Source organism: Pseudomonas vancouverensis (assembly GCF_004348895.1).
GTDB classification, from domain to species: domain Bacteria; phylum Pseudomonadota; class Gammaproteobacteria; order Pseudomonadales; family Pseudomonadaceae; genus Aquipseudomonas; species Aquipseudomonas vancouverensis.
The window spans coordinates 90987-116696 of the sequence record NZ_RRZK01000031.1 but is presented as its reverse complement, the minus strand read 5'-3'; the positions used below and the strand labels follow the sequence as shown (position 1 = coordinate 116696).

Sequence of the window (25710 nt, the reverse complement as noted above, 5' to 3'; positions counted from 1 at the left end):
ATGTTGCCAGGGCTGGATGCCTCTTGACTGCCGTAAGCCAATTCATGATTAGGAGCGTCACAACAATGAAATCGAACAAGACCCTGCTGACCACATTGCTTTCCATGGGCCTGCTGGCCAGCGCCGGTGCCACTCAGGCAGCGGGTTGGTGCGAGTCGGGCAAACCGGTGAAATTCGCCGGCCTGAACTGGGAAAGCGCCATGCTCCTGACCGACGTGCTGCAAGTCGTGCTGGAGAAGGGCTACGACTGCAAGACCGACAGCCTGCCGGGCAACTCCATCACCATGGAAAACGCCCTGAGCAGCAACGACATCCAGGTGTTTGCCGAAGAGTGGGTCGGCCGCAGCGAGGTCTGGAACAAGGCCGAGAAGGCCGGCAAGGTCGTCGGCGTCGGCGCTCCGGTGGTGGGCGCGGTTGAAGGCTGGTACGTGCCACGCTACGTGATCGAAGGCGACGCCAAGCGCAAGCTGGAGCCGAAAGCGCCTGACCTGAAGAACATCGCTGACCTGGCCAAGTACTCGGCGATCTTCAAGGATGCCGAAGAACCGTCCAAGGGCCGTTTCTACAACTGCCCGGCCGGCTGGACCTGTGAACTCGACAACAGCGAAATGCTGAAAAGCTACGGCCTGGAAAGCACCTATACCAACTTCCGCCCAGGCACCGGCCCGGCGCTGGATGCCGCGGTGCTGTCGAGCTACAAGCGTGGCGAGCCGATCCTGTTCTACTACTGGTCGCCAACCCCGCTGATGGGCCAGGTCGACGTGGTGAAACTGGAAGAGAAGCCAGGCGTGGACAAGACCGTGACCATCAAGGTCGGCCTGTCCAAGACTTTCCATGAAGAGGCCCCGGAACTGGTGGCCGTGCTGGAAAAGGTCAACCTGCCGATCGACCTGCTGAACCAGAACCTGGGTCGCATGACCAAGGAGCGGATCGAGTCGCCAAAACTGGCCAAGATCTTCCTGAAGGAACATCCTGAAGTCTGGCACGCATGGGTGAGCGAAGACGCAGCCAAAAAGATCGACGCGGCCTTGTAGGTTGAGCTTCACCGGCTGCCGGAAGCGGCAGTCGGACGCTTGATCGCAACCCCTTGATTGAGAGTCTCTTATGTTTCCCGAAAGCTTTACCTTTTCCATCGCCGACTGGGTCAACGGTTGGGTCGATTCGCTGGTCACCAACTACGGCGATGTGTTCCGGCACATCTCCGACACGCTGTTGTGGGCCATCGTCAATCTTGAAGGCCTGCTGCGTGCGGCGCCCTGGTGGCTGATGCTGGCAATCGTCGCTGGCGTGGCCTGGCACGCGACCCGCAAGGTCGTGACCACGGCGGTGATCGTCGGTTTGCTGTTCCTGGTGGGTGCGGTCGGCCTGTGGGACAAGCTGATGCAGACCCTGGCGCTGATGATGGTAGCGACGGTCATCTCGGTGTTGATCGGCGTTCCCCTGGGCATCCTGTCGGCGCGCAGCAATCGCCTGCGTTCGGTGCTGATGCCGCTGCTCGACATCATGCAGACCATGCCGAGCTTCGTGTACCTGATCCCGGTGCTGATGCTGTTCGGCCTGGGCAAGGTCCCGGCGATTTTCGCCACCGTGATCTACGCCGCGCCGCCGCTGATCCGTCTGACTGACCTCGGCATCCGTCAGGTCGATGGCGAGGTGATGGAAGCGATCAACGCCTTCGGTGCCAACCGCTGGCAGCAACTGTTCGGCGTGCAACTGCCGCTGGCCCTGCCGAGCATCATGGCGGGGATCAACCAGACCACCATGATGGCCCTGTCGATGGTGGTGATCGCCTCGATGATCGGCGCCCGTGGCCTGGGTGAAGACGTGCTGGTGGGGATTCAGACCCTCAACGTCGGACGCGGCCTTGAAGCCGGTCTGGCGATCGTGATTCTGGCCGTGGTCATCGACCGCATTACGCAGGCGTATGGTCGCCCACGGCATGAGGTGAGCAAATGAACAACGCAACCGTAAGCAAGATTGAAGTCAAAAACGTCTTCAAGATTTTCGGCAACCGTTCCAAGGATGCGCTGGCCATGGTCGGCCAGGGCAAGACCAAGGAACAGGTGCTGAACGAAACCGGCTGTGTGGTCGGCGTGAACGACTTGTCGTTGAGCATCGGCAGTGGCGAGATCTTCGTGATCATGGGCCTGTCCGGTTCCGGCAAGTCGACGCTGGTGCGCCACTTCAACCGCCTGATCGACCCGACCAGCGGCGCGATCCTGGTGGACGGCGTGGACATCCTGCAATACGACATGGATGCCCTGCGCGAATTTCGTCGGCGCAAGATCAGCATGGTGTTCCAGAGCTTCGGCCTGTTGCCGCACAAGACCGTGCTGGACAACGTCGCCTACGGCCTGAAGATCCGTGGCGAGAGCAAGGCCATGTGCAACGAGCGCGCCCTACACTGGATCAACACCGTGGGCCTCAAGGGCTACGAAAACAAATACCCGCATCAGCTGTCCGGCGGCATGCGTCAGCGTGTGGGCCTGGCTCGTGCCCTGGCCGCGGACACCGACATCATCCTGATGGACGAAGCCTTCAGCGCCCTCGATCCGCTGATCCGCGCGGAAATGCAGGACCAGTTGCTGGAGCTGCAAAAGACCCTGCACAAGACCATCGTCTTCATCACCCACGACCTCGACGAGGCCGTGCGCATCGGCAACCGCATCGCGATCCTCAAGGACGGCCGCCTGATTCAGGTCGGCACGCCAAAAGAGATCCTGCACTCGCCGGCGGATGAGTATGTCGACCGCTTTGTGCAGCGTCGGGCGGCGGTGGTTTAAAGGTTAAGCGCTTTTGTGGCGAGGGAGCTTGCTCCCTCGCCACAGGTGTGATGCATCCACGAATTTTGTATGAGGCTCCAGATGTCCCAGGCTGAAAAAATCGTTATCACCCAAGCGCCAGTCACCTGGCAGGACGTAGTCGCCGTCGCCCGCGATGGCGCACAGCTGGAGCTGTCGGCGGCTATCTGGGCACGCATCGAAAACGCCCAGGCCATCGTCCAGCGCATTGTCTCCAGCGGCGAACGGGCCTACGGCATCAACACCGGCCTGGGTGCCCTGTGCAACGTTTCGCTGCAGGACGAACAACTCAGCCAACTGTCGCGCAATACCCTGCTCAGCCACGCCTGTGGCGTCGGCGCGCCACTGAGCGACGAGCAGACCCGCTCGATCATGTGCGCCGCCATCGTCAACTACAGCCATGGCAAATCCGGCCTGCACCGCCAGGTCGTCGAAGCGCTGCTGGCCTTGCTCAACCGTGGCATCACCCCGCAAGTGCCGTCCCAGGGTTCCGTGGGCTACCTGACGCACATGGCGCACATTGGTATCGCGCTGTTGGGCGTCGGCAATGTCAGCTATCGCGGACAAATCGTTTCTGCGCAGCAGGCACTGGCCGAAGCAGGCCTGCAACCGGTCAAGCTGGGAGCCAAGGACGGTTTGTGCCTGGTCAACGGCACGCCGTGCATGACCGGCCTGAGCTGCCTGGCGATTGCCGATGCCACGCGTCTGCTGGAGTGGGCCGACGTGATCGGTGCCATGAGCTTCGAGGCCCAGCGTGGTCAGATCGATGCGTTCGACGCCGAAATCATCGCGCTGAAACCGCATCCGGGCATGCAACAGGTCGGCATCAACCTGCGCGCTTTGCTCGACGGCAGCGAAGTGATCGCCCAGAGCAAAGGCATTCGCACCCAGGACGCCTTGAGCATCCGGTCGATCCCGCAGGTGCACGGTGCCGCGCGCGATCAACTGCTGCACGCGACCCGTCAGATTGAAAACGAACTCAACGGCGCCAACGACAACCCGCTGGTGCTGGGCACGGCGGACAACTACCGCGTAGTGTCCCAGGCCAACCCGCATGGCCAGTCCGTGGCCATGGCCGCCGATCTGCTGGCCATCGCCATGGCGGAAATCGGCTCCATCGCCGAACGTCGCCTGGATCGCTTGATCAACCCGCACGTCAGCGGCCTGCCGGCATTCCTGGTGGCCAACCCGGGGGTGAACTCCGGGATGATGATCGTGCAATACGTGGCCGCTTCGCTGTGCGCCGAAAACCGCCAGTTGGCGCAACCGGCGGTCCTCGACAACTACGTCACCTCGGGCCTGCAGGAAGACCACCTGAGCCTGGGCACCAATGCTGCGCTCAAGCTGCATCGCGCGCTGGAAAACTGCATGCAGATCCTCGCCATCGAATACTTGCTGGCCGCCCAGGCATTTGAATTCCTCAAGGAGCAGCGTTTCGGCGCCGGCACCGATGCCGCCTGGCGACTGCTGCGCGAACGTGTCCCGGCCTATGATCAAGACCGCTGGTTGGCACCGGACATCGCGGCGGCCGCCAGCGTGTTGAAAGAGCGGGATTTGTTGAACAAGACACTGCCGAATCTGAACTGATTTTTCCCGACACCAGCGTGCCAAGGCGCCAGCCCGCCCAAAAGGCGGGAAGCGACGGACAACGGATATTTCCGGAGCGTCTGGTAGTTGCTTATAACTCTCAAAAGGAGCCAAAAATGACTGCGCTAAACCTGATCCCCGGCCAACTGACCCTCGCCCAACTGCGCGACGTCTACCAGCAGCCGGTGACACTGACCCTCGACGGCAGCGCCGCTGCGCAGATCGACGCCAGCGTCGCCTGCGTCGAGCAGATCCTCGCCGAGAACCGCACCGCCTACGGCATCAACACCGGCTTCGGCCTGCTGGCCTCGACCCGCATCGCCAGCGAAGACCTGGAAAACCTGCAGCGCTCGCTGGTGCTGTCCCACGCCGCCGGCGTCGGCCAGCCGATCAGCGACGACCTGGTACGGCTGATCATGGTGCTCAAGGTCAACAGCCTGAGCCGTGGTTTCTCCGGCATTCGCCGGGTGGTGATCGATGCGTTGATCGCCCTGATCAACGCCGAGGTCTACCCGCACATTCCGTTGAAAGGCTCGGTCGGCGCTTCCGGCGACCTCGCGCCGCTGGCGCACATGTCGCTGGTGCTGCTCGGCGAAGGCAAGGCACGCTACAAGGGCGAGTGGATGGAAGCGACCGAGGCGCTGAAAGTTGCCGGTCTGACCCCGCTGACCCTGGCGGCGAAAGAAGGCCTGGCGCTGCTCAACGGTACGCAAGTGTCGACCGCGTTCGCCCTGCGTGGCCTGTTTGAAGGTGAGGACCTGTTCGCCGGCGCCCTGGCCCTCGGTGGCCTGACCGTCGAAGCCGTGCTCGGCTCGCGTTCGCCGTTCGACGCACGCATCCATGCCGCCCGTGGCCAGCAAGGCCAGATCGATGCCGCCGCCGCTTATCGCGACCTGCTCGGTGAGCGCAGCGAAGTCTCCGACTCCCACGAGAACTGCGAAAAGGTCCAGGACCCGTACTCCCTGCGCTGCCAGCCGCAAGTCATGGGCGCCTGCCTGACCCAGTTCCGCCAGGCCGCCGACGTGCTGGCGGTTGAAGCCAACGCCGTGTCCGACAACCCGCTGGTGTTCGCCGCCGAAGGTGACGTGATTTCCGGCGGCAACTTCCACGCCGAGCCGGTGGCCATGGCCGCCGACAACATGGCCCTGGCCATCGCCGAAATCGGCTCCCTGAGCGAGCGACGCATCTCGTTGATGATGGACAAGCACATGTCGCAACTGCCGCCGTTCCTGGTGGCCAACGGCGGGGTCAACTCCGGTTTCATGATCGCCCAGGTCACCGCTGCGGCACTGGCCAGCGAAAACAAGGCGCTGGCCCATCCGCATTCGGTGGACAGCCTGCCGACCTCGGCCAACCAGGAAGACCACGTGTCCATGGCCCCGGCCGCCGGCAAGCGCTTGTGGGAAATGGCCGAGAACACCCGCGGCATTCTCGCCGTGGAGTGGCTGGCGGCGGTGCAGGGGCTGGATTTGCGCAACGGTCTGAAGACTTCGCCGAAGCTGGAAAAGGCCCGTGCCATCCTGCGTAACGAAGTGCCGTTTTATGAAAAGGACCGCTTCTTTGCGCCGGACATCAACGCCGCGAGTGAGCTGCTGGCGTCGCGTTGCCTGAACGAGCTGGTGTCGGCGAAATTGCTGCCGAGCCTGTAAGGACCTCTTCGCGAGCAAGCTCGCTCCCACAGGGGAACGCATTTCCATGTGGGAGCGAGCTTGCTCGCGAATCGATTTTGAACAAGACGAGGAACCCGGGATGAAAACCCTCTGGCAACACTGCCACGTCGCAACCATGGCGCACGGCGCTTACTCGATCATCGAGGATGCGGCCATCGTGACGTCCGGTGCGCACATCGAGTGGGTCGGCCCGCGCAGTGAACTGCCGTCCGGCGAGTACCCGGCGGTCAATGATTTGAACGGGGCCTGGGTTACACCGGGCCTGATCGACTGCCACACCCATACGGTGTTTGGCGGCAACCGCAGCGGTGAGTTCGAGCAGCGCCTGCAAGGCGTCAGCTACGCGGAAATCGCCGCGGCCGGTGGCGGCATCGCCAGTACCGTGCGCGCCACCCGTGCGGCCAGCGAAGATGAACTGTTCGCCAGCGCCGCCAAGCGCCTGAAAAGCCTGATGCGCGATGGCGTCACCAGTATCGAAATCAAGTCCGGCTACGGCCTGGACCTGGCCAACGAACGCAAAATGCTCCGGGTCGCTCGCCGTCTCGGTGCCGAGTTGCCGGTCAGTGTGCGCAGCACCTGCCTGGCTGCGCATGCCTTGCCGCCGGAATACAAGGATCGTGCTGACGATTACATCGAGCACATCTGCGCTGAAATGCTTCCGGCACTGGCCGCTGAAGGCCTGGTCGACGCCGTGGATGCGTTCTGCGAATACCTGGCGTTTTCGCCGGCGCAGGTCGAGCGCGTGTTCATCACCGCACAGAAGCTCGGCTTGCCGGTGAAGCTGCACGCCGAACAGCTGTCATCCTTGCACGGTTCCAGCCTGGCGGCGCGTTACCACGCACTGTCCGCCGATCACCTGGAGTTCATGACCGAAGAAGACGCCATCGCCATGGCCGAATCGGGCACGGTCGCGGTGCTGTTGCCGGGTGCGTTCTACTTCCTGCGCGAAACCCAATTGCCGCCGATGGACGCCCTGCGCAAGCACGGCGTGAAAATCGCCATTGCCAGCGATCTCAACCCCGGTACATCGCCGGCGCTGTCGGTGCGCCTGATGTTGAACATGGCCTGCACCTGTTTCCGCATGACCCCGGAAGAAGCCCTGGCCGGTGCGACCATTCATGCTGCCACCGCATTGGGCATGGCCGACACCCACGGTTCGATCGAGGCGGGCAAGGTCGCTGATTTCGTTGCCTGGCAAATCGATCGTCCCGCCGACCTGTCGTACTGGCTGGGCGGCGACCTGGAAAAACGCGTCGTGCGCAACGGCGTCGAAACACCTTTGTAGGAGAGCGGTTGTGGATAAGGTTCTGAACTTCAAACAAGGCCGCGTGCCGCTGCTGATCAGCATGCCCCATGCCGGCGTGCGCCTGACCCCGGCGGTGGAAAACGGCTTGATCCCCCAGGCGAAAAGCCTGCCGGACACCGACTGGCACATTCCGCAGCTGTACGACTTCGCGGCCGAGCTGGGCGCCAGCACCCTGGCCGCCGAATACTCGCGCTTCGTGATTGACCTGAACCGTCCGTCCGACGACAAGCCGTTGTATGTCGGCGCCACCACCGGCCTGTATCCGGCGACGCTCTTCGACGGCGTGCCGTTGTTCGAGGAAGGCCGCGAGCCTTCGAAAGAGGAACGTGCGACTTATCTGGAACAGATCTGGACGCCGTATCACGACACCCTGCGAAACGAGCTGGCACGACTCAAGGCCGAGTTCGGTTATGCGTTGCTGTTCGACGCGCACTCGATTCGCTCGCTGATCCCGCACCTGTTCGACGGCAAGTTGCCGGACTTCAACCTCGGCACCTTCAACGGCGCCAGTTGCGATCCGCAGCTGGCGAGCCGACTGGAGGCCATCTGTGCGGGTCACGCCAACTACACCCACGTGCTCAACGGTCGCTTCAAGGGCGGTCACATCACTCGTCATTACGGCAATCCGGCCGAGAACATCCACGCCGTGCAACTGGAACTGGGCCAGTGCACTTATATGGAAGAGTTCGAGCCCTTCCGCTATCGCGCCGACCTGGCCGAGCCGACGCGGGTGGTCTTGAAGGAACTGCTGCAAGGCTTGCTGGCCTGGGGTGAAGAGCACCACAAGCGCTAGAGCGAACGCATGACCCTGTGGGAGCGAGCTTGCTCGCGATGGTCTTCAACGATAACGCTGGCTGCCTGAATGCCCGCGCTGTCTGAACATTTTTCGCGAGCATGCTCGCTCCTACAGAGAAGCGCAGCCTGTGACTGGATCAGCGATCCAGCAAGTGCATGCTCATTGACGTAAATCGGGTTTATGATGCCCCACGGCAGAATAATAGAAGTCCCCCCAGGGATGACCTCGACCCCTTACGGAGTGCGCAATGCAGACTTTGTACCCACAGATCAAACCCTACGCCCGGCACGATCTGGCCGTCGACGCGACCCACACCCTGTATGTCGACGAAAGCGGTTCACCGGAAGGTTTGCCGGTGGTGTTCATTCACGGCGGCCCCGGTGCCGGATGTGATGCCCAGAGTCGTTGCTTCTTCGATCCCAACCTGTACCGTATCGTCACCTTCGATCAGCGTGGCTGCGGTCGCTCGACCCCGCACGCCAGCCTGGAAAACAACACCACTTGGGACCTGGTCGCCGACCTCGAGAAGATCCGCCAGCACCTGGGCATTGAAAAGTGGGTACTGTTCGGCGGCTCCTGGGGGTCGACCCTGGCCCTGGCCTACGCACAAACCCACCCGGAGCGTGTACACGGTCTGATCCTGCGCGGGATTTTTCTCTGCCGTCCGCAGGAAATCGAGTGGTTCTATCAGGCCGGCGCCAGCCGTCTGTTCCCTGATTACTGGCAGGACTACATCGCACCGATCCCGCTGGACGAGCGCGACGACTTGCTCACCGCTTTCCACAAGCGTCTGGTCGGCAACGATCAGATCGCCCAGATGCACGCGGCCAAGGCCTGGTCGATGTGGGAGGGGCGTACCGCAACCCTGCGTCCGAACCCGCTGGTGGTTGACCGCTTCTCCGAGCCGCAGCGTGCGCTGTCGATTGCCCGCATCGAATGCCATTACTTCAGCAACAACGCCTTCTTCGAACCGAACCAGTTGATTCGCGACATGGGCAAGATTGCCCACCTGCCCGGCGTGATCATTCATGGTCGTTATGACGTGATCTGTCCGCTGGACAACGCCTGGGAACTGCATCAGGCCTGGCCGAACAGCGAACTGCAGGTGATCCGCGACGCCGGTCACGCGGCTTCCGAACCGGGCATCACCGATGCGCTGGTCCGCGCCGCCAACCTGATGGCCCGGCGCCTGCTCGACCTGCCGCCTGAAGAAGCATGAAGGGGCTGTTGCAGCGCGTGCGTGGCGCACGAGTCGAGGTGGCGGGCGAGATTGTCGGGGCTGTGGATCAGGGCTTGTTGGTGTTGGTAGCGGTAGAACCCGACGACACGCGTGTCAGCGCCGACAAACTTCTCCATAAGCTGCTTAACTATCGAGTGTTCAGCGACGCCGAGGGCAAGATGAATCTGTCCTTGGCGGATGTGGGCGGCGGGTTGCTGCTGGTCTCTCAGTTCACCCTGGCCGCCGACACCAAAAGCGGGCTGCGTCCGAGTTTTTCGACCGCGGCCCCTCCGGCGTTGGGCGAAGAACTATTTGACTATCTATTAAGCAAAGCGAAACAGATGCATGGCACTGTGGCATCAGGTAGATTCGGCGCGGATATGCAGGTGCACCTGGTCAATGATGGCCCGGTAACCTTCCTGTTACAGACCTGAAAGCGCTTGAAACATCTTTTTGAGCTCATTTCGACTGTAAACAGGGGATTTTCGCGATAAATACTTTGTTACCCCTGATGCGTTGTAACGCGGCCTACTAGATAATCGCGCGCTACGGGGATCAGCGTTCGTTGGTCCATTTTTGACTTAGGTAGAGACTTGTCCGGATCCGATTGGGGAATCATTTTGCCCCTGCGGAGTCGGAACAATGCTCGCCAACTTGGCAAGAGTGGTTTGCAAGGGTGGTTTTTTCATGCCGTTTACCTGCGAACCCTTTAACTGGCCGTTGGTTTTTTGATCTGTTTTCGGCGAGGGTTGCTCGTGATTGTTAGTCCCTGTAATGCTCCAAAATTGTCTGCCAAACGGTTACGTAGCGCTCTGGTAGCAGGCTCTGCACTGCTTTGCCTGTTCAGCGCCGGCCAGCTTTGGGCATTCAATCTGGATGACGTGTCGGTCAAGGCGAAAGAGCTGGCCGCGCAGAAGTACGAAGCGCCGCGCAGTAACTTGCCGAACGAGTTCCGCGACATGAAATTCGCGGACTATCAGAAAATTCGTTTTCTGACCGAAAAAGCCGAATGGGCGGATCAGAAGACGCCGTTCAAGCTGTCCTTCTACCATCAGGGCATGCACTTCGACACACCGGTGAAAATCAACGAAATCACCGCGAACACCGTCGAAGAAATCAAATATGACCCGAGTCGTTTCGATTTCGGCGACATGAAATTCGATCCGAAGGCCACTGAGCAACTGGGTTATGCCGGTTTCCGTGTTCTTTACCCGATCAACAAGGCTGACAAGCAAGACGAAATCATGACCATGCTCGGCGCGAGTTACTTCCGCGTTGTCGGCAAGGGTCACGTCTATGGTTTGTCCGCCCGTGGCATGGCCATCGATACCGCCTTGCCGTCCGGCGAAGAATTCCCGCGCTTTCGCGAGTTCTGGATTCAACAGCCCAAGCCGGGCGACAAGCACCTGGTGATCTTCGCCCTGCTGGATTCCCCGCGTGCCACCGGTGCCTACCGTCTGATCCTGCGTCCGGGCAGCGACACCATTGTCGACGTCAAGGCGCAGATGTTCCTGCGTGACAAGGTCGGCAAACTCGGTATCGCGCCGTTGACCAGCATGTACCTGTTCGGCGCCAACCAGCCGTCGAAAGTACTCAACTACCGTCGCGAACTGCACGACTCCAGCGGCCTGGCGATCCATGCCGGCAATGGCGAGTGGATCTGGCGTCCGCTGAACAACCCGAAACACCTGTCCGTGAGCAACTTCAGCGTCGAGAACCCGCGCGGTTTCGGCTTGCTGCAGCGTGGCCGTGACTTCAGCCACTATGAAGACCTCGACGACCGCTACGACAAGCGCCCAAGCGCCTGGATCGAGCCGAAGGGCGAGTGGGGCAAAGGCACTGTCGATCTGGTAGAGATTCCGACCGCCGACGAAACCAACGACAACATCGTTGCCTTCTGGAACCCGGAGAAATTGCCGGAACCTGGCCAGCCGCTCGATGTCGCTTATCGTATGCACTGGACCATGGACGAAGCCGCGATTCACGCGCCTGACAGCGCCTGGGTCAAGCAGACCCTGCGTTCGACCGGTGACGTCAAGCAGTCCAACCTGATTCGTCAGCCGGATGGCAGCGTGGCTTACCTGATCGACTTCGAAGGCCCGTCGCTGGCGGCATTGCCGGCCGATGCCGACGTGCGCAGTCAGGTCAGCGTCGGCGACAATGCCGAACTGGTCGAGAACAGCGTGCGCTACAACCCTGAAACCAAGGGCTGGCGCCTGACCCTGCGGATGAAGATCAAGGACGCGGGCAAGGCCACTGAAATGCGCGCCGCTCTGGTACAGAACATCGTGCCTGCGGACCTGGCCAAGACCTCGATCCCGGCGTCGAACTCGTCGGTTGCCAAGGCCGACAAGGTTGCCGCCAAGCAACAGGAAAAAGAAGACAAGGAAGCCAAGCCAGGGGAGGCCAAGCCGGCCGAAGCCAAGCCGGTAGCAGATGCCAAGGACAAGGCCAATAAAGACGCCAAGCAGCCAGCCGCTGCCGACGCGGCCCCAGCCACACCGGAATCGGCACCGACTGAAGAAGTCCTGACCGAGACCTGGAGCTATCAGTTGCCTGCCGATGAGTAACGCTCAAGTACAGCCAGAGACACTTTCCGAGTATCTGGCACATCTACCGATGACCGACGAGCAGCGCGCGGAACTCGCGGGCTGCCAGTCTTTCAGCGAATTGCACGAACGCCTGTCGTCCTCGACGTTCGACGCCCCGTCCGAGGCCGCCCAGGCTTCGGTCGGCAAGCGCCTGACCCTGAGCACCGCCGAAGAGCTGCAGGACGCGGAAATGCTGGTGCTCGACGCCAACGGTCGGGTCTGCCTGAAAGCGACCCCGCCGATCCGTCGCACCAAGGTCGTGCCGGAGCCGTGGCGCACCAATATCCTGGTGCGCGGCTGGCGTCGAATGACCGGTCGTACCAACCCGCCGAAGCCACCGAAGGACGAACGCGTCCTGCCAGCGGCCCGCTGGCGTACGGTCGGCTCGATCCGTCGCTACATTTTGCTGCTGCTGATGCTCGGCCAGACCATCGTTGCCGGCTGGTACATGAAAGGCATCATGCCGTACCAGGGCTGGTCGTTCGTCGACCTCAACGAAGTCCTGCATCAACCGCTGCTGCAAACCGCCACGCAAGTGCTGCCGTATGCCTTGCAGACCAGCATCCTGATCCTGTTCGGCATCCTGTTCTGCTGGGTGTCGGCCGGTTTCTGGACCGCGCTGATGGGCTTCCTCGAATTGCTCACCGGTCACGACAAGTACCGCATTTCCGGCGCCAGCGCCGGTAACGAGCCGATTCCGAAGGATGCCCGCACCGCGCTGGTGATGCCGATCTGCAACGAAGACGTGCCCCGGGTGTTTGCCGGTCTGCGTGCGACTTTCGAGTCGGTGGCGGCGACCGGTGACCTGGATCGCTTCGACTTCTTCGTCCTCAGCGACAGTAACGACGCCGATATCTGCGTGGCCGAGCAGCAGGCCTGGCTGGACGTCTGCCGCGAGGCCGGTGGCTTCGGCAAGATCTTCTACCGTCGCCGTCGCCGTCGCGTTAAACGCAAGAGCGGCAACCTCGACGACTTCTGCCGTCGTTGGGGTGGTGACTACAAGTACATGGTCGTTCTCGACGCTGACTCGGTGATGAGCGGTGAGTGCCTGACTAGCTTGGTGCGCCTGATGGAAGCCACGCCGGACGCCGGGATCATCCAGACCGCGCCGCGTGCCTCGGGCATGGACACCCTGTATGCACGCATGCAGCAGTTCGCCACCCGCGTGTACGGCCCGCTGTTTACCGCCGGCCTGCACTTCTGGCAGCTGGGTGAATCCCACTACTGGGGTCACAACGCGATCATCCGCATGAAGCCGTTTATCGACCACTGCGCCCTGGCGCCGTTGCCGGGTAAAGGTGCGTTCTCTGGTGCGATCCTGTCCCACGACTTCGTTGAAGCCGCGTTGATGCGCCGTGCCGGTTGGGGCGTGTGGATTGCCTACGACTTGCCGGGCAGCTACGAGGAATTGCCGCCGAACCTGCTGGACGAGCTCAAGCGTGACCGTCGCTGGTGCCACGGTAACCTGATGAACTTCCGTCTGTTCCTGGTCAAGGGCATGCACCCAGTGCACCGTGCAGTGTTCCTGACGGGGGTGATGTCGTACCTGTCGGCGCCGCTGTGGTTCTTCTTCCTGGTGTTGTCGACGGCGCTGCTGGCGGTGAACACGTTGATGGAGCCGCAGTACTTCCTCGAACCGCGCCAGCTTTATCCGCTGTGGCCGCAATGGCACCCGGACAAGGCCATCGCGCTGTTCTCGACCACCATCGTGCTGCTGTTCCTGCCGAAGCTGTTGAGCATCATCCTGATCTGGGCCAAGGGCGCGAAAGAGTTCGGCGGCAAGTTCAAGGTGACCCTGTCGATGCTGCTGGAGATGCTGTTCTCCATGCTGCTGGCGCCGGTGCGGATGATTTTCCACACCCGTTTCGTCCTCGCCGCGTTCCTCGGCTGGGCCGCGACCTGGAACTCGCCGCAACGTGACGACGACTCCACGCCATGGAGCGAGGCGGTCAAGCGCCACGGTCCGCAGACCCTGCTGGGCTTCCTCTGGGCGCTGCTGGTGATCTGGCTGAACCCGAGCTTCCTGTGGTGGCTGGTACCGATTGTCGGCTCGTTGATGCTGTCGATCCCGGTGTCGGTGATCTCCAGCCGTGTCGGCCTGGGCTTGAAGTCCCGTGACGAGAGCCTGTTCCTGATCCCTGAGGAATACAATCCGCCACAGGCGTTGCTGGCAACTGACCAGTACACCCACGAAAACCGCTGGCATGCGCTGAACGACGGCTTTGTCCGTTCGGTGGTCGATCCGCAGCAGAACGCCCTGGCGTGCTCGCTGGCGACCTCCCGTCACCGTCAGTCCGAGCCGATTGAATGGCTGCGGGTCGAGCGCGTGCGCCACGCGATGAAGGTGGGCCCGAACGGGCTGACCAACAACGAGAAGGTGCAATTGCTCAGTGACCCGGTAGCGCTGGCGCGCCTGCACGAACAAGTGTGGAGCGAAGGCCATGCCGAGTGGCTGGACGCCTGGCGTGCATCGGTGAAAGCCGACCCGCATGCACCGCTGCTGCCGCTGCGACCGGCAACTTTGCAGGCTCAGGTAGCCTGATGAAAAACCCCGCGAAAGCGGGGTTTTTTTTGCCTGATCGTCCCCAAGCCCTTGTGCAAACGGGGGAGTACGTTAGGATCCGTCCCCGAATTGGTGCGCCCGGATAATTTTTGTCCGTAACGGTGCGTTTCCTCCAGGGGAGCCGCCATTTTTGCGCGCCTCACAACGCAATGGTTTTGGGGACTTGAAGATGAAGAAGTATCTCTCGATGCTGCTGGTCGGCGTCACGGCACTGGTTGCAGTCAATGCGGCGCAGGCCGGTGCCATCGATGACGCAGTCAAGCGCGGCACCTTGAAAGTCGGCATGGACCCGACCTACATGCCGTTCGAGATGACCAACAAGCGCGGCGAGATCATCGGTTTCGAAGTCGACCTCCTCAAAGCCATGTCCAAGGCCATGGGCGTCAAGCTGGAACTGGTGTCCACCGGTTACGACGGCATCATCCCGGCGCTGATGACTGACAAGTTCGACATGATCGGCAGCGGCATGACCCTGACCCAGGAACGCAACCTGCGCCTGAACTTCAGCGAACCCTTCATCGTGGTCGGCCAGACCCTGCTGATCCGCAAGGAGCTGGAAGGCACCATCAAGTCCTATAAAGACCTGAACACCGCCGACTATCGCATCACCTCCAAGTTGGGCACCACCGGCGAAATGGTCGCCAAGAAGCTGATCGCCAAGGCCAAGTACCACGGCTACGACAACGAGCAGGAAGCCGTGCTCGACGTGGTCAACGGCAAGGCTGACGCCTTCATCTACGACGCGCCGTACAACGTGGTCGCGGTGAACAAGGTCGGCGCCGGCAAGCTGGTGTTCCTCGACAAGCCGTTCACCTACGAGCCGCTGGCGTTCGGTCTGAAGAAGGGTGACTACGACAGCATCAACTTCATCAACAACTTCCTGCACCAGATCCACGAAGACGGCACCTACGATCGCATCCATGACAAGTGGTTCAAGAGCACCGAGTGGCTCAAGGACATGGAGTAAGGCTGCCTTAGTGGCGAGGGAGCTTGCTCCCGTCCGGTTGCGAAGCAGCCGCAAATCGATTGATTTGTTCTACCCGACGTTACGCGGTGGCTGATTTCAGGGCTGCTGCGCAACCCAGCGGGAGCAAGCTCCCTCGCCACAGAGGGAGCAGGCGCCCTGATCGTTATGGATTTGCCTTCAAATGAAACATAAAAAAGCCCAATGGCCCTGGCACATGCTCACCGTGCTGGTGCTGATCGGCCTGGCCGGCGCGCTGTATTACGCCACCTCGCTGATGTCCTACGAATGGCGCTGGAACCGCGTGCCGCAGTACTTCGCCTACCAGGCGGAAGAGTCCCAGCGTGCCGCCGACATCTCCACGGTCAGCGAACTGGTACGCAAGGGCGACAAGGCCGAAGTGACCCTGCGTAACGACGCCGGCAGCGAACAGCGCCTGAGCGTCGCCGAAAACAGCCTGCAAGTCGCCGAGGGCGATGACGTGGCCGAAGGCGATGTGATTGGTGTCACCCGTCATTGGGCTGCCGGACCGCTGCTCTGGGGGTTGTGGACCACCTTGTGGCTGTCGGTCGTCTCCGGCGTGCTGGGCTTGCTGATCGGTCTGGCCACCGGCCTGTGCCGTCTGTCGAACAACCCGACCCTGCGCGATCTGTCGACGATCTACGTCGAACTGGTGCGCGGTACGCCGCTGCTGGTGCAGATTTTCATTTTCTACTTCTTCATCGGTACAGTGATGAACCTGTCCCGGGAATTCGCCGGGATCGCCGCGCTGTCTTTGTTCACCGGTGCCTATGTCGCCGAGATCATTCGCTCCGGCGTCCAGTCGATTGCCCGTGGCCAGAACGAGGCGGCGCGCTCGCTGGGTTTGAGCGCAGGCCAATCGATGCGTCACGTGGTGCTGCCACAGGCGTTCAAGCGCGTGCTGCCGCCGCTGGCCGGGCAGTTCATCAGCCTGGTCAAGGACACTTCGCTGGTGTCGGTGATCGCGATTACCGAACTGCTCAAGAGCGGTCGTGAAGTCATCACGACCTCCTTCTCGCCGTTTGAAATCCTGTTCTGCGTCGCCGGCCTGTACCTGTTGATCAACCTGCCGCTGTCGAAAATCGCCAGCCGGCTTGAGCGGAGGCTCGCGCAAAGTGATTGAAGTCCGCGATCTGGTAAAAGTCTTCGACACCCGCGGGCAAGTGGTCCGTGCAGTGGATAACGTCAGCACTGACGTCGCCAAGGGAGAAGTGCTGGTGGTGCTGGGTCCGTCCGGCTCCGGCAAGTCGACCTTCCTGCGTTGCCTCAATGGCCTGGAGGCGTTCGACTCCGGCTCGGTGAGCATCGACGGCCTGCAACTGGCCGACCCGAAGACCGATGTGAACGCCTACCGCCGCGAAGTCGGCATGGTGTTCCAGCATTTCAACCTGTTCCCGCACATGACTGTGCTCGACAACCTGTGCCTGGCGCAGAAGGTCGTGCGCAAGCGCGGCAAGAAAGAGCGCGAGGCCAAGGCCATGGCCTTGCTGGAAAAGGTCGGGATTGCGCAGAAGGCCAACGAGTTTCCCTCACGCCTTTCTGGCGGCCAGCAACAGCGCGTGGCGATTGCCCGGGCGCTGGCGATGGAGCCCAAGGTCATGTTGTTCGATGAGCCGACTTCGGCGCTCGACCCGGAGATGGTCGGCGAAGTGCTGGACGTGATGAAAAACCTGGCCCTGGAAGGCATGACCATGGTTTGCGTCACCCACGAAATGGGCTTCGCCCGGGAAGTGGCGGACCGGGTGCTGTTCTTCGATCACGGCAAATTGCTGGAAGATGCTTCGCCAACCGAGTTCTTCGATGCACCGAAGGATCCGCGGGCTCAGGCGTTTTTGCGCCAGGTTCTGTAACGCTACTGGCCTCTGTGGCGAGGGAGCTTGCTCCCGCTGGGGCGCGCAGCGGCCCTAACACCAGGCGCCGAATTTTGTCAGATGAATTCGGTTAGCCGGTTTTGCGCCGGCTGCGCCGCCGAGCGGGAGCAAGCTCCCTCGCCACAAAGTGATCAGTTGTGCCAGTTAAACCTTGAATCGCCCCACCAGCATCTGCAAATGCGTCCCCAGCCGCGCCAGTTCAACACTGGACGCCGCTGTCTCTTCACTCGCCGCCGACGTCTGATCCGACACATCACGTACATTCAGCACGCTGCGGTTGATCTCCTCGGCGGTGGCGCTTTGCTGCTCGGCAGCGGCGGCAATCTGCTGGTTCATTGCCTGAATCGCCGACACCGTGCGGGTGATGCTTTCCAGTGAGCCGCCGGCACGACGGGTGAGTTCGACGCTGCTGTCGGTCAGGGCACGGCTGTTGTCCATGATGGTCGACACCTGCTGGGTACCGTTTTGCAGGCTGACGATCAGCTCTTCGATTTCCTCGGTGGATTTCTGTGTGCGTTGGGCGAGGCTGCGGACTTCGTCGGCGACCACGGCAAAACCGCGCCCGGCTTCACCGGCACGGGCGGCTTCGATGGCGGCGTTGAGTGCCAGCAGGTTGGTTTGCTGGGCCACGGACTTGATCACGTCGAGCACGCTGCCGATCTTGTCGCTTTCGCGCTTGAGTTCGCCCATGGCTTCGGTGGAGTGGCCGACTTCCAGGGCCAGGCGCTCGATCTGGGCGATGGCTTCGCCGACCACCTTGTCGCCTTCGCGGGCCTGTTGGTCGGCGGCGACCGCAGCTTCCGACGCTTCCTCGGCGTTGCGCGCGACTTCCTGCACAGTGGCGGCCATTTCGTTCATCGCAGTGGCGACCTGATCTGTTTCGACTTTCTGGCTGTTGACCCCGGCGCTGGTCTGTTCGGTGACGGCAGACAGTTCTTCGGCGGCGCTGGCGATCTGGGTGACGCCGTCGCTGATGCCACCGATCAGTTCGCGCAGGCCCTGGGTCATGCGTTGCATGGCGCGCTGCAGCTGACCGAGTTCGTCTTGCCGTGGGGAGCTCAGGTCGTGGGTCAGGTCGCCGCCGGCCACGCGCTGCGCCACGAGCAGAGTCTGGTTCAGCGGGATGATGATCTGCCGGGTAATCGCCCAGGCGGCGAGCAGGCCGAAGGCGATGGCCAGCGCGGTGGCGAGGGCCAGCATGTTTTTCGCGTGGGCGGCATCAGCGTCACGAATCACCGTTTGCGAGACGGTCAGTTTGTTGCTCAGGTCCAGCAGAATGTCGCCCTGTGCGGACATGCGTGCCAGCGCATTGCTGGTGGCGGTCTGGGAGTCGCTGAACTGGCTGACGGCGGCACGATAGGCCTTGAGCGAAGCGGTGGCCTGTTGCAGGTTGGCCAGGTGTTCGGCCGGCAGTTTGCCCGGCAGGCTCTCGAGGTTTTTCAGCGCGTTGTCGATGGCGTCCAGGGCCGGTTGAGCGGCGTCACTCTTGCCGCTGTAGGTGTAACCACGGACCTGGAAGCGCGCCTGCTGGATCAGCTTGCTCAGGTCGATCACGCTATTGAAGGCGCTGACACTGTCACCTTGCAGCATGGATTTTTCCACTTCAGCGACGCGGGCCACGGCGTTGTCGGCGGTGGCGCCGAGCTTGCTGCGGGCGTCTTCACGCTGGACGCCGGCCTGGGTCATGTCGCTGAAGGCGCGGCGATACTCAGCCACGGCCGCCAGTTGCTGATCGACTTTGGCCGCGTCAGCCGGTTGCTCGATCAGGCCGCGGGCGGTTTGCAGGCCGCTGTCGAGCTTGCCCAGCAGGTCGTTGACCGCGCCCGGGCCTTGCTCGCCGCGACGCATTTCGTAGTCCAGTCGGGCAATGCGCAGATCCTTGGTCAGGTCGTTCAGGCTGGCAATGAAACCCAGTTTGTCGCCACGGCTGGTCACGCCGCTCAGACCGCTCCAGCCGGTGAAGGTGATCAGCAGGGTGAGTAACAGTACGAGACCGAAGCCGATCCCCAGTTTGCGTTTGACGCTGACGTTACCCAGCTTGTCGGCTAGCCATTGGTACATGTTGCAACTCCCCGGACCACGAATTGGTTCTATTGGGGATGTATCGGCCGGTCGGCGCGGTTCTGTAGCGGTCGTCCGATGAGCTGTAGGTATTAGAAAAGCCGAGCCAGCAGTGCGGTCACGGCCGTCTCGACACGCAGGATACGCTCGCCCAGCTGCACCGGTTGCAGGCCGGACTTGCCGAGCAGATCGATCTCGTAGGGAATCCAGCCGCCTTCCGGACCGATGGCCAGGGTCACCGGTTCGCTGAGGGCGCGAGGGCAGGGCGGGTAGTTACCGGGATGGCCCACAAGGCCGAGGGTGCCTTCGGTGATCGCTGGCAAACGATCTTCAACGAACGGTTTGAAGCGTTTTTCGATGACCACCTCCGGCAGCACGCTGTCGCGAGCCTGTTCCAGGCCGAGGATCAACTGCTCACGAATCGCTTCCGGCTCCAGAAAAGGGGTTTGCCAGAAGCTCTTCTCGACGCGGTAGCTGTTGACCAGCACGACACGGGGCACACCCATGGCGGCCACGGTCTGAAACACCCTGCGCAGCATCTTGGGCCGTGGCAGGGCCAATACCAGGGTCAGTGGCAGCTTGGCGGGTGGTGGTTGGTCGAGGGTGACGCGCAGTTCGGCTTCACCGGCCTCCAGGCGTAGCACTTCAGCCGAGCCCATCAGGCCACCGATCCGCCCGACCCGCATGCTGTCACCGACTTCGCAGCGGTGGACTTCCTGCATGTGGGTCAACCGGCGATCGCGCAGGATCGCCCGGTCGGCAGATATGAAATCGGCCTCTTCAAGCAACAGCAGGTTCATGCCTGGGTCGCTGGCGGCTGGTCGTTGTGATCGTCAGCCGGCTGGTCTTCCGTATGGTCGCTGCGCTTGCTGATCAGGCTGCCGAACAGGATGCCGATCTCGAACAGCATCCACATCGGCACGGCCAGCAGGGTCTGCGAGAAGATGTCCGGTGGTGTCAGGATCATGCCGACCACAAAGCAGCCGATGATCACGTACGGGCGGATTTTCTTCAGGTATTTGACGTCGACCACGCCGATCCAGACCAGCAGCACCACGGCCACCGGGATCTCGAACGCCACGCCAAAGGCGAAGAACAGCGTCATGACGAAATCGAGGTAGCTGGTGATGTCGGTCATCATTTCCACGCCGGCCGGGGTGGCGGCGGCGAAGAACTTGAAGATCAGCGGGAACACCAGGTAGTAGGCGAAGGCCATGCCGGCATAGAACAGCACGATGCTCGACATCAGCAACGGCACGGCGATGCGCTTCTCATGCTTGTACAGGCCCGGCGCGATGAAGCCCCAGATCTGATGCAGGATCACCGGGATGGCCAGGAACAGCGAGACCATCATGGTCAACTTCAGTGGCGTCAGGAACGGCGACGACACGTCGGTGGCAATCATCGTCGCACCGGCCGGCAGGTACTGGCGCAGCGGCGTGGACACGAAGGTGTAGATCTGCTGGGTGAAGGCAAACAGCCCGGCAAAAATGATGAAGATCGCCGCTACACAGCGCAGCAGACGGGTACGCAGCTCGGTGAGGTGCGAAACCAGCGGCATGTGCTGGTCGTTTTCTGGGAGATCGCTCATGGGGCTCGCGGCGGCAAAGTGGTGTCGTGAGAAGCCGGCGTCGTCGGCGCGGCAGCAGGCGTAACCGGTGCAGGTTCGGCAGGCGCTGTGACGGGCGCAACGGCTTCAGCCGCAGGCGCTGTCATGACGGGCGCGGGCTCCACGGCTGCGACCACAGGTGCAGGCGTTGGCGTGGCAGCAGCGGCAGGCGCTTGAATCGCCTGCTCACCCACGTGCTCCACCGGCGTCGGCTCCTGCTGGGTCGGCGTGAAAATCTTCCGCGCCTCCTGCTCAAGCGACAGGATATGTTCGTTGTGCAGTTGTCGACGGATTTCGTCGGCACCGATTTCACGTTCAACTTCCTGTTTGATCGCGTTGAAGCTGCGCTTCAGGCGGCCGACCCACAGGCCGGCGGTGCGCGCAGCGCCCGGCAGGCGCTCGGGGCCGAGCACCAGCAGGGCAACGAGGCCGACAAGCAGCAGTTCAGAGAAGCTGATACCAAACATTAGTCAGTGCTCACACGTCTTTGCGGATCGGCTCTTCGACTTTCTGTGCCTGCACATCGATGGTGTGCGGCTGGTTGACCGAAGCCTGAGGCTGTACCGGCGGAACCGGTTGGGCCGGGGTCACGCTCGGGTCAGCCGGTTTTTCATCATCGTTCATGGCCTTGCGGAAGCCCTTGATCGATTCGCCGACATCGGTGCCGAGGTTTTTCAGTTTCTTGGTGCCGAATACCAGTACCACGACAACCAGGATGACGATCCAGTGTTTCCAGTCAAAAATGCCCATGGTGCTGCTCCTCTCTAATAGTTATTCAGGCGGACGGACGCGAGGCTTTCTCGGCGTGTCCGGACAGACCGAAGCGACGGTCCAGTTCATCGAGTACAGCCTGTGGATGCTGCCCCAATTGAGCGAGCATGACCATGCTGTGGAACCACAAATCGGCGGTTTCGTAGATCACATCGCTGCAGTCGCCACTGACGGCGGCGTCCTTGGCGGCAATGATGGTTTCGACCGACTCTTCGCCGACTTTTTCCAGAATCTTGTTCAGGCCCTTGTGATACAGGCTGGCGACATACGAGCTGTCGGCAGCGGCGCCTTTGCGCTCTTCCAGAACCTGTGCCAGACGGGTGAGAGTGTCACTCATGTTTGTGTCCTGCGGAATAGATGGCGTGCGGATCTTTCAGGACCGGGTCGACGGTGGTCCAGTCGCCGTTCTCGTAGACGCGGTAGAAGCAGCTCTGGCGGCCGGTATGGCAGGCGATGTCGCCAATCTGCTCGACCATCAGGATGATCACGTCGGCGTCACAGTCCAGGCGCATCTCATGCAGGGTTTGCACGTGGCCGGACTCTTCGCCCTTGCGCCACAGCTTGCCGCGCGAGCGCGACCAGTAGATCGCACGGTTCTCGGCAGCAGTCAGTTCCAGTGCTTCGCGGTTCATCCAGGCCATCATCAGGACGCGCCCGGTCTTGTGATCCTGGGCAATCGCCGGCACCAGGCCATCGGCGTCCCACTTGATCTCGTCCAGCCAGTTTTTCATCTTCGACTCCGACAACGGGCTCGACACTTCATGAGTCGAGCCCCGCGTTGAAACAGTGTGCCAGCGTGTGACGCGACTGGCTATCGGCGAACGACCAGATACAAGCCGACGGCCATCATGATGCCAGCGGGCCAATAAGCCAATTGGTTGAGCGGCCCGCCGGCGGCGAGGATGGCGCCACCGGCCAGGTGAGCCGTGCCGAGCAGACGCAGGAACCAGTCGTCCCGGCGGCGATGCCAGGGTGGCGGCGGGTCATAGGCGTGGGGCTGGGACATGCGTTCGAGCAGGTCACGGGCCATGTTGGCCAGGTGCGGGAGCTGTTCGAACTGGCTCTGCACGTTACCGAGCAAGGCCTTCGGGCTGACGCGCTCGCGCATCCAGCGTTCGAGGAACGGTTGCGCGGTGTTCCACAGATCAAGGTCCGGGTACAACTGACGGCCCAGGCCTTCGATGTTCAGCAGGGTTTTTTGCAGCAGCACCAACTGCGGCTGCACTTCCATGTTGAAGCGTCGGGCGGTCTGGAACAGGCGCATCAACACCTGACCGAAGGAAATATCCTTTAACGGTTTTTCGAAGATCGGTTCGCACACGGTACGGATCGCCGCTTCGAATTCGTTGAGCTTGGTTTCTGCCGGTACCCAGCCCGAATCGATGTGCAACTGCGCCACGCGCCGGTAGTCGCGCTTGAAGAAGGCGAACAGGTTGCGTGCCAGATAGTCCTGGTCTTCCGGGGTCAGGCTGCCGACGATGCCGCAGTCGATCGCAATGTACTGCGGGCTCCACGGATTGACGGTGCTGACGAAGATGTTGCCCGGGTGCATGTCGGCGTGGAAGAAACTGTCGCGGAACACCTGGGTGAAAAAGATCTCCACGCCGCGCTCGGCGAGCATCTTCATGTCGGTGCGCTGGTCGGCCAGGGTCGTCAGGTCAGTGACCTGGATGCCGTAGATACGCTCCATCACCAGCACTTTCGGCCGGCACCAGTCCCAATAGACTTGCGGTACGTACAGCAGCGGCGAACCTTCGAAGTTACGCTTCAACTGGCTGGCGTTGGCCGCCTCGCGCAGCAGGTCGAGTTCGTCGTAGATGGTTTTTTCGTAGTCGCTGACCACGTCCACCGGGTGCAGCAGGCGCGCATCGGCCGAGAGCTTTTCCGCGGCGCGGGCGAGGATGAACAGCCACGCCAGGTCCTGGGCGATGATCGGCTTGAGCCCTGGGCGGATCACCTTGACCACCACTTCTTCGCCGGTTTTCAGCTGCGCGGCATGCACCTGTGCCACCGAGGCCGAAGCCAATGGCTCGACGTCGAAGCGGCTGAACACGTCGCTGATTTTCTTGCCCAGCTGTTCTTCGATCAGCTTGATCGACAGCTGCGAGTCGAACGGCGGAACGCGGTCTTGCAGCAGCATCAGCTCATCGGCGATGTCTTCAGGCAGCAGGTCGCGGCGGGTGGACAGGATCTGTCCGAACTTGATGAAAATCGGCCCCAGGTCCTGCAAGGCCAGGCGCAGGCGTGCGCCACGGCTCAGGTCGAGGGTCTTGCGTGGAAACCAGCGCCACGGCAAGGCATAGCGCAATGCGCGCAGAAACCAGGGCAGCGGCAGGGCGAACAGCAGGTCATCGAGGCGGTAGCGGATCACGACGCGCTGGATGCGCAACAAACGGCGGACGGCAAGCAGCTTCATGCGTTATCGCTTGGGTCGAGGGATCGGGAAAGGCGCTCGAAACGCGCCTCGAGACGTTCCAGATCAAGTTTGATCCGGTCCAGTTCACTGAATCGTGCTTCGGCTTCGCGCTGACCGACGAGGGTGCGCGACTCTTCGGCCAGGTATTCGCTGAGGTTCTGCCCCAGACTGGCAAAGCCCTGCTGGTACCAGCGGGCGCGGCTGCGCAGATGGCCGCCGACCAGTTGTGTGGCGACAGGTCCAAGCCAGCGCGAGAGTTCGTACTCCCAGTCCAGCTCCAGGTCCTGAAGGATTGCGGCCAGTTCCAGCAGTACGCCGCTGTCGCCGTCGAGCTCAACCTCAGGGCCGTGCAGGATCGCGGTCTTGTCCTTGCTCAGCGCCAGTTTCAACAGGCTCGAGGCTGGTGCACGCAAGGTGCAGTCGGCGCCGGTTTCCCACTGTGAGGCGAGCATCAGGCCTTCGTCGCTGGGCAGGATGAACAGGTGCAACGCCAGGTTGCGGCAGTCGACCTCGATCACCTTGCCGGTCAAATGCGCCAGCCGCGGCAGCGCCGTGCTGTCGAGACGCAGCACCCGGTTCAGGCCGAGTTCGACGCTGGCGAGCAGCCCGGCGAGCAGCATCAGGGCTTGATGCCGCGGTGCAGGGCGACGATGCCTGCGGTCATGTTGTGATAGGTCACGCGGTCAAAACCGGCTTCGACCATCATCGACTTCAGTGTTTCCTGGTTTGGGTGCATGCGGATGGATTCGGCCAGGTAGCGATAGCTTTCCGAATCGTTGGTGATCAGCTTGCCCATCAACGGCATGAAGGCGAACGAGTAGGCGTCGTAGGCCTTGGACATCAGCGCGTTGGTCGGCTTGGAGAACTCCAGCACCAGCAGGCGGCCGCCCGGCTTGAGCACGCGCAGCATCGAACGCAGGGCGTCTTCCTTGTGCGTCACGTTGCGCAGACCGAAGGCGATGGTCACGCAGTCGAAGTGGTTGTCCGGGAACGGCAGCTTTTCCGCATCGGCCTGGACGAATTCGACGTTGCCCGACACACCGAGGTCCAGCAGGCGGTCGCGACCGACCTTGAGCATGGATTCGTTGATGTCAGCCAGTACGACCTGGCCAGTCGGGCCGACCAGATGCGAGAACTTTTTGGTCAGGTCACCGGTACCGCCGGCGATGTCGAGCACGCGATTGCCGCTGCGCACGCCCGACAGTTCGATTGCGAAACGCTTCCACAGACGGTGCATGCCGCCCGACAGAAGGTCGTTCATCAAGTCGTACTTGGCGGCTACCGAGTGGAAAACCTCAGCGACTTTTTCCGCTTTCTGGCTTTCCGGAACGTTTTTGAAGCCGAAGTGAGTGGTGGGTTCGGCATCGCTGCCTTTGCGCTGATCAGTCATATCGCTGTCACCAAAAGAGAATGCGCGACATTCTAATCCCCAAGGGATGCTTTGTCTTGGCAAGGCTGAAGGTA

The 25710-nt window shown here is 61.9% G+C and carries 24 protein-coding genes and 1 pseudogene; 14 read left to right on the top strand and 11 right to left on the bottom strand.

Going from position 1 to position 25710, the window contains the following annotated elements; all coding sequences use genetic code 11:
- The first annotated feature begins 65 nt into the window (after positions 1 to 65).
- The 14 genes from EIY72_RS24145 (at position 66) to EIY72_RS24080 (ending at position 17368) form a co-directional block, all read left to right on the top strand.
- Entirely contained in the window at positions 66 to 1034 is a 969-nt protein-coding gene (locus EIY72_RS24145; protein WP_093227553.1) for an ABC transporter substrate-binding protein, read from the top strand.
- A 70-nt stretch (positions 1035 to 1104) separates the two neighbouring features.
- Positions 1105 to 1956 carry an ABC transporter permease gene (locus tag EIY72_RS24140; protein WP_093227551.1) on the top strand — a complete coding sequence of 284 codons (852 nt, stop codon included), beginning with the start codon at positions 1105 to 1107 and terminating at the stop codon, positions 1954 to 1956.
- Complete coding sequence (locus tag EIY72_RS24135; RefSeq protein WP_093227549.1) at positions 1953 to 2783, top strand: quaternary amine ABC transporter ATP-binding protein; 831 nt, start codon at positions 1953 to 1955, stop codon at positions 2781 to 2783. Before EIY72_RS24140 ends, EIY72_RS24135 begins: the two co-directional genes overlap by 4 nt.
- Positions 2784 to 2864: 81 nt before the next feature.
- On the top strand, positions 2865 to 4388 hold the full coding sequence (gene hutH / locus EIY72_RS24130; RefSeq protein WP_093227547.1) for a histidine ammonia-lyase: 1524 nt from the start codon (positions 2865 to 2867) through the stop codon (positions 4386 to 4388).
- A gap of 116 nt (positions 4389 to 4504) precedes the next feature.
- Positions 4505 to 6037: a histidine ammonia-lyase gene (hutH, locus tag EIY72_RS24125; protein ID WP_093227545.1), complete on the top strand. Its 1533-nt coding sequence runs from the start codon at positions 4505 to 4507 to the stop codon at positions 6035 to 6037.
- Positions 6038 to 6137: 100 nt separating this feature from the next.
- Positions 6138 to 7343, top strand: coding sequence for an imidazolonepropionase (gene hutI / locus EIY72_RS24120; protein ID WP_093227542.1), 1206 nt, complete (start codon positions 6138 to 6140; stop codon positions 7341 to 7343).
- A gap of 10 nt (positions 7344 to 7353) precedes the next feature.
- Positions 7354 to 8157, top strand: coding sequence for an N-formylglutamate deformylase (hutG, locus tag EIY72_RS24115; RefSeq protein ID WP_093227540.1), 804 nt, complete (start codon positions 7354 to 7356; stop codon positions 8155 to 8157).
- A 250-nt stretch (positions 8158 to 8407) separates the two neighbouring features.
- Positions 8408 to 9379: a prolyl aminopeptidase gene (gene pip, locus EIY72_RS24110; RefSeq protein WP_093227538.1), complete on the top strand. Its 972-nt coding sequence runs from the start codon at positions 8408 to 8410 to the stop codon at positions 9377 to 9379.
- Positions 9376 to 9813: a D-aminoacyl-tRNA deacylase gene (gene dtd / locus EIY72_RS24105; RefSeq protein WP_093227536.1), complete on the top strand. Its 438-nt coding sequence runs from the start codon at positions 9376 to 9378 to the stop codon at positions 9811 to 9813. The genes pip and dtd overlap by 4 nt, the downstream gene beginning before the upstream one ends.
- 321 nt (positions 9814 to 10134) lie before the next feature.
- Positions 10135 to 11949: a glucan biosynthesis protein G gene (locus tag EIY72_RS24100; protein WP_093227534.1), complete on the top strand. Its 1815-nt coding sequence runs from the start codon at positions 10135 to 10137 to the stop codon at positions 11947 to 11949.
- Entirely contained in the window at positions 11942 to 14512 is a 2571-nt protein-coding gene (gene mdoH, locus EIY72_RS24095) for a glucans biosynthesis glucosyltransferase MdoH (protein WP_093227532.1), read from the top strand. Before EIY72_RS24100 ends, mdoH begins: the two co-directional genes overlap by 8 nt.
- A gap of 190 nt (positions 14513 to 14702) precedes the next feature.
- Positions 14703 to 15500, top strand: coding sequence for a transporter substrate-binding domain-containing protein (locus EIY72_RS24090; RefSeq protein WP_093227530.1), 798 nt, complete (start codon positions 14703 to 14705; stop codon positions 15498 to 15500).
- 181 nt (positions 15501 to 15681) lie between these two features.
- Entirely contained in the window at positions 15682 to 16641 is a 960-nt protein-coding gene (locus EIY72_RS24085) for an amino acid ABC transporter permease (RefSeq protein ID WP_093227527.1), read from the top strand.
- Complete coding sequence (locus EIY72_RS24080; RefSeq protein ID WP_093227525.1) at positions 16634 to 17368, top strand: amino acid ABC transporter ATP-binding protein; 735 nt, start codon at positions 16634 to 16636, stop codon at positions 17366 to 17368. The genes EIY72_RS24085 and EIY72_RS24080 overlap by 8 nt, the downstream gene beginning before the upstream one ends.
- A 165-nt stretch (positions 17369 to 17533) precedes the next feature.
- Here EIY72_RS24080 and EIY72_RS30430 read toward each other — a convergent pair whose 3' ends face one another.
- The 11 genes and pseudogenes from EIY72_RS30430 to ubiE form a co-directional block, all read right to left on the bottom strand.
- Complete coding sequence (locus EIY72_RS30430) at positions 17534 to 18247, bottom strand: methyl-accepting chemotaxis protein (protein ID WP_425048633.1); 714 nt, start codon at positions 18245 to 18247, stop codon at positions 17534 to 17536.
- A 141-nt stretch (positions 18248 to 18388) separates the two neighbouring features.
- Positions 18389 to 19450 (bottom strand): annotated as a pseudogene (locus EIY72_RS30425) (methyl-accepting chemotaxis protein); the annotation flags it as partial.
- A 92-nt stretch (positions 19451 to 19542) separates the two neighbouring features.
- A complete protein-coding gene (locus EIY72_RS24070) occupies positions 19543 to 20250 on the bottom strand; it encodes a 16S rRNA (uracil(1498)-N(3))-methyltransferase (RefSeq protein ID WP_093227521.1) in 708 nt (235 codons plus the stop codon).
- On the bottom strand, positions 20247 to 21041 hold the full coding sequence (gene tatC / locus EIY72_RS24065) for a twin-arginine translocase subunit TatC (protein ID WP_093227519.1): 795 nt from the start codon (positions 21039 to 21041) through the stop codon (positions 20247 to 20249). Before tatC ends, EIY72_RS24070 begins: the two co-directional genes overlap by 4 nt.
- Entirely contained in the window at positions 21038 to 21526 is a 489-nt protein-coding gene (gene tatB, locus EIY72_RS24060) for a Sec-independent protein translocase protein TatB (RefSeq protein WP_093227517.1), read from the bottom strand. The genes tatC and tatB overlap by 4 nt, the downstream gene beginning before the upstream one ends.
- Positions 21527 to 21536: 10 nt before the next feature.
- Complete coding sequence (locus EIY72_RS24055; RefSeq protein ID WP_093227515.1) at positions 21537 to 21809, bottom strand: twin-arginine translocase TatA/TatE family subunit; 273 nt, start codon at positions 21807 to 21809, stop codon at positions 21537 to 21539.
- Between the two features lie 25 nt (positions 21810 to 21834).
- A complete protein-coding gene (locus EIY72_RS24050) occupies positions 21835 to 22167 on the bottom strand; it encodes a phosphoribosyl-ATP diphosphatase (RefSeq protein ID WP_046816939.1) in 333 nt (110 codons plus the stop codon).
- A complete protein-coding gene (hisI, locus tag EIY72_RS24045; RefSeq protein WP_007989281.1) occupies positions 22160 to 22561 on the bottom strand; it encodes a phosphoribosyl-AMP cyclohydrolase in 402 nt (133 codons plus the stop codon). The genes EIY72_RS24050 and hisI overlap by 8 nt, the downstream gene beginning before the upstream one ends.
- Before the next feature lie 80 nt (positions 22562 to 22641).
- Positions 22642 to 24246: a ubiquinone biosynthesis regulatory protein kinase UbiB gene (gene ubiB, locus EIY72_RS24040; RefSeq protein ID WP_093227513.1), complete on the bottom strand. Its 1605-nt coding sequence runs from the start codon at positions 24244 to 24246 to the stop codon at positions 22642 to 22644.
- Complete coding sequence (locus EIY72_RS24035; protein WP_093227511.1) at positions 24243 to 24866, bottom strand: ubiquinone biosynthesis accessory factor UbiJ; 624 nt, start codon at positions 24864 to 24866, stop codon at positions 24243 to 24245. Before EIY72_RS24035 ends, ubiB begins: the two co-directional genes overlap by 4 nt.
- Positions 24866 to 25636, bottom strand: coding sequence for a bifunctional demethylmenaquinone methyltransferase/2-methoxy-6-polyprenyl-1,4-benzoquinol methylase UbiE (ubiE, locus tag EIY72_RS24030; protein ID WP_093227509.1), 771 nt, complete (start codon positions 25634 to 25636; stop codon positions 24866 to 24868). Before ubiE ends, EIY72_RS24035 begins: the two co-directional genes overlap by 1 nt.
- Positions 25637 to 25710: the final 74 nt, after the last annotated feature.